Genomic DNA, 4,134 nt, shown 5'->3' on the forward strand with positions numbered 1-4,134 from the left:
TTCGACTTGCATGTGTTAAGCACGCCGCCAGCGTTCGTCCTGAGCCAGGATCAAACTCTCCAAACAAAATCTCCTCGCGAACGAGGTGAATTCAAATCAGAGAAAATCTGACCTAACAAAAAGACACCAAATAACTGGCATCAAAAGTTGCCATACCCACACACGGGGAGTGCTAGGTATGGCCAAAAAAACAACAACAAATAAAAAGACCAAACACACTATTGAGTTCTCAAACAACACTTGTTTCGCCCGTTTTGGGGCAACCCTGCCAGCTTAATACAAGTCCGGCAGCGAAGTCAACTCCCAGTTTTGGTCTTCCGGAGACCGTTTCGGGAGCAGCCGTGCAAGGCTAGTACCAATCCAGCGAGGGAGTCAAGGGCCCGGGGTGTCGGCCGCCTGGTGTGGCGACCGCCCCTGTGGGGCACTGACTTTGGTTACTCTACCCGCTCGATCTCCGCTCCCAAAATCGCCAGGTTCTCCACGAACAACGGGTAGCCCCGATCGATGTGGAAGACGTCGTGGACCTCGGTGTCACCGTCGGCGACGAGCCCCGCCAAAACCAGCCCCGCACCGGCCCGAATGTCCGAACACCACACCGGGGCGCTCGACAATTGCGGCAGGCCTCGCACGACTGCGTGGTGACCGTCGGTGCGGGCGTCCGCGCCCAGCCGGATCATCTCTTCGACAAAGCGGAAACGGGCCTCGAAAACGTTCTCCGTGATCATCGAGGTGCCGTCGGCGATCGACGCCAGGGCGATCGCCATCGGCTGCAGATCCGTCGGGAACCCGGGGAACGGCAGGGTCGCCACGTTGACGGCCTTGGGCCGTTCGTACTGGGTGATCCGAAAGCTGTTGTCCGTCTGGGTGACGGTCGCGCCGGCGTCGTGCAGCTTGTGCAGCACCACCTGGAGGTGGGCCGGGTCGACGCCGGTCACCGAGATGTCTCCACGGGTCATCGCGGCGGCGATGCCCCAGGTGGCGGCGACGATGCGATCCCCGATCACCCGGTGCTCGGTCGGGTAGAGCCGTGGGACTCCGGTGATGGTCATGGTCGACGAGCCGGCACCTTCGACCTGCGCGCCCATCTGGTTCAACATGGTGCACAGGTCCACGACGTCGGGTTCGCGCGCCGCATTGTGGATCGTGGTGACGCCCTCGGCCAGCACGGCGGCCATCAGGATGTTCTCGGTGGCCCCCACCGAGGGAAACTCGAGCTGGATCTCCGCGCCGCGCAAGGTGTCGGCGTGGGCGACGACGCAACCGTGTTCGATGTTGCACTGGGCGCCCAGCTGCCGCAGGCCCGCCTGATGCATGTCCAGCGGACGGGAACCGATCGCGTCACCGCCCGGCAGCGCCACCCTGGCCCGCTTGCACCGGCCGACCAGCGGCCCGAGCACGCAGACCGACGCCCGGAACTGTCGCACCGCCGCGAAGTCGGCGTCGTATTTCGGCTCGTCGGGTGAGGTGATGCGGGCGACGTCGCCGTCGAGTTCGACGGTGGCGCCCAGGCCGCGCAAGACCTCTGCCATCAACGGCACATCGAGGATGTCGGGGCAGTTGGTGATGGTGCTGGTGCCCTCGGCCAGCAGCGTTGCCGCCATCAGCTTGAGCACGCTGTTCTTGGCGCCCCCCACTGCGACTTCGCCGGACAACCGGTTGCCGCCGGTCACCACGAATCGCTCAGCCACCCGCGTCAGTCTAGTGAAGCGGTATCGGGTTGTCAGTCAGCCCGCTTGGCGACGATGCGCTCCGCGGAGCGGAGTGAGGTGGGGGCGCCCCCAGCCGTGCAGCGACGAGGGGTCAGCCGAGGCTCGGCACCATCGCGAGCCGCAGTACCGTTTTGGTCATGGCGATACACCTGACCCGCATCTATACGCGAACCGGTGACGACGGCACGACGGGATTGAGTGATTTCTCGCGGGTCTCCAAGAACGACCCCCGACTGGTCGCCTACGCGGACTGCGACGAGGCCAACTCGGCGATCGGCGTCGCGATCGCCCTTGGTCAGCCCGACCAGGAGATCGCCGGTGTGTTGCGGCAGATCCAGAACGACCTGTTCGACGCCGGCGCGGACCTGTCGACACCGGTGGTGGAGAACCCCGAATATCCAGCCCTGCGGGTCACCCAGCCCTACATCGACCGGCTCGAGGGCTGGTGTGACAAATATAACGAGAACCTGGCTGCGCTGAATTCCTTTGTGCTGCCGGGCGGTTCGCCGCTGTCGGCGCTGTTGCACGTCGCCCGCACCACCGTCCGCCGGGCGGAACGCTCGGCCTGGGCGGCGGTCGAGGCCGCGCCGCAGCAGGTCAACGTCCTCCCGGCGAAGTACTTGAACCGCCTGTCGGATCTGCTCTTCATCCTGGCGCGCGCGGCCAATCCCGACGGTGACGTGCTGTGGAAGCCCGGGGGCCAACCCGGCGGCGACGCGCCACCTCCCAGTTAGCCTGCGGGGCAAGGCCTAAACGCTGCGGCGGCGAGCGCGCGGTGACGGGCGCGATTCCAGCCAGGACAGGAACGCGGTCAACGCGCCCTTGTCGAGCGCGATCTCATAACCGGTCCGACGATCCTGCGTCGTGTCGCGCAGCTCCAGCACAACGATCTCGTCGGTCATGATGTCGAATTCATCGCCGCGGGGTGCGCGGCGGGAGACGATCTCGACTCCCCTGCGGCTGAGTCGGCGATCGGGCCACAGCCGCAGGCTGGAGAGCCGGTAGAACGCGGCCTCACCGCCGCGGTAACGGATCACGCCGTGACGCCAGCCGTGACCCCCGACCGCGGGAATGTCTCGCATGATCCCCGCGGTGCCGCCCTGGCGCAGCTTCCACAACCGATAGCTCAACGCGACGACCGCGCCCGCCAGGACGACGACGAGCACGACCATGCCGATCATGGGCGCGCTCATCGGCGATTAGTCGATCGCGCCGACGGCGCGCAATCTGCCGCGCCCCCGCGCCGCGATGCGCGGGTCGTCGGACTCCGAATCCTCCCTGGCGGCGCTTTCGTCGATCTCCGACTCGAACGCGGCGGACTCGGCCAGAACGGTCACCGACTCCTCGGTGACCGACAGGAACCCACCTTCGATGGCGACGCGCAGATCGTCGTCACCCTCGCGTTCCACGCGCACCATCGCGTCGTCGACCAGCTGGGCGACGATCGGGATATGCCGGGGCATGATGCCGATTTCGCCGACGGTGGTGCGGGTGAACAAAAACGTTGCCTCACCCGACCAGATCTTGCGGTCTACGGCAACTATCTCAACGTTCAATTCGGCCATGCCACAGAGCCTTTCAGAGCCTTTCGGTCACGCCTTTAGGAATCCAACTTGGCGCCGAAGCTTTCGGCTTTCTTGGCCAAGTCGTCCAGGCCGCCGATCAAGAAGAACGCCTGTTCCGGGATGTGGTCGAAGTCGCCCTTGGTCAGGCGGTCGAACGCCTCGATGGTCTCCTTCACCGGCACCGTCGAACCCGGCTGCCCGGTGAACTGCTCGGCCGCCATCATGTTCTGCGACAGGAACCGCTCGATGCGCCGGGCGCGCTGGACCAGCTGCTTGTCCTCCTCGGACAGCTCGTCGATACCGAGGATCGCGATGATGTCTTGAAGGTCCTTGTAGCGCTGCAGGATTCGGATGACTTCCTGCGCCACCCGGTAATGCTCGTCACCGACCACGCTGGGGTCGAGGATCGTCGAGCTCGATGCCAGCGGGTCCACCGCGGGGAAGATGCCTTTGGAGAACACCGAGCGCGACAGCTCGGTGGTGGCGTCCAGGTGCGCGAACGTGGTCGCCGGCGCAGGGTCGGTGTAGTCGTCGGCGGGCACGTAAACCGCCTGCATCGAGGTGATCGAGCGGCCTCGCGTCGAGGTGATGCGCTCCTGCAGCTCACCCATCTCGTCGGCCAGCGTGGGCTGGTATCCCACCGCGGAAGGCATACGGCCGAGCAGCGTCGATACCTCCGACCCGGCCTGGGTGAACCGGAAGATGTTGTCGATGAACAGCAGCACGTCCTGGCCTGCCTCGTCGCGGAACCACTCGGCCATCGTCAGGGCGGACAGGGCCACGCGCATACGGGTGCCGGGCGGCTCGTCCATCTGACCGAACACCAGCGCGGTGTCCTTGAGCACGTCGGCTTCCTTGAG

5 protein-coding genes and 1 rRNA gene are annotated in these 4,134 nt (G+C 65.4%); 1 reads left to right on the plus strand and 5 read right to left on the minus strand.

The window, feature by feature from the left end; translation table 11 throughout:
- A 16S ribosomal RNA gene (locus tag A9X04_RS21535) occupies window positions 1-66 on the minus strand; the annotation flags it as partial.
- A gap of 368 nt (window positions 67-434) precedes the next feature.
- Window positions 435-1,688 (minus strand): UDP-N-acetylglucosamine 1-carboxyvinyltransferase, encoded by a 1,254-nt coding sequence (gene murA, locus A9X04_RS21540; RefSeq protein WP_067924781.1) that lies wholly within the window; start codon window positions 1,686-1,688, stop codon window positions 435-437.
- Window positions 1,689-1,846: 158 nt separating this feature from the next.
- Between murA and A9X04_RS21545 the strand changes: the two genes are divergently transcribed.
- Window positions 1,847-2,443: a cob(I)yrinic acid a,c-diamide adenosyltransferase gene (locus tag A9X04_RS21545; protein ID WP_067924783.1), complete on the plus strand. Its 597-nt coding sequence runs from the start codon at window positions 1,847-1,849 to the stop codon at window positions 2,441-2,443.
- Window positions 2,444-2,458: 15 nt separating this feature from the next.
- Here A9X04_RS21545 and A9X04_RS21550 read toward each other — a convergent pair whose 3' ends face one another.
- From A9X04_RS21550 to atpD, 3 genes are all read right to left on the minus strand, one after another.
- Window positions 2,459-2,902: a DUF2550 domain-containing protein gene (locus A9X04_RS21550; protein ID WP_067924787.1), complete on the minus strand. Its 444-nt coding sequence runs from the start codon at window positions 2,900-2,902 to the stop codon at window positions 2,459-2,461.
- Between the two features lie 6 nt (window positions 2,903-2,908).
- Complete coding sequence (locus A9X04_RS21555) at window positions 2,909-3,274, minus strand: F0F1 ATP synthase subunit epsilon (RefSeq protein WP_067924789.1); 366 nt, start codon at window positions 3,272-3,274, stop codon at window positions 2,909-2,911.
- 35 nt (window positions 3,275-3,309) lie between these two features.
- Window positions 3,310-4,134 (minus strand): F0F1 ATP synthase subunit beta (gene atpD, locus A9X04_RS21560; protein ID WP_067924797.1); only part of this gene is annotated, 825 nt, incomplete at its 5' end.

It is taken from the genome of Mycobacterium sp. E3247, from assembly GCF_001667785.1.
GTDB lineage: Bacteria > Actinomycetota > Actinomycetes > Mycobacteriales > Mycobacteriaceae > Mycobacterium.

Excerpts from the sequence above, each read along its gene's own strand:
- A9X04_RS21555 (WP_067924789.1), bottom strand. The coding sequence starts at position 3,274 with ATGGCCGAATTGAACGTTGAGATAGTTGCCGTAGACCGCAAGATCTGG.
- A9X04_RS21545 (WP_067924783.1), top strand. The coding sequence starts at position 1,847 with ATGGCGATACACCTGACCCGCATCTATACGCGAACCGGTGACGACGGC.
- A9X04_RS21550 (WP_067924787.1), bottom strand. The coding sequence starts at position 2,902 with ATGAGCGCGCCCATGATCGGCATGGTCGTGCTCGTCGTCGTCCTGGCG.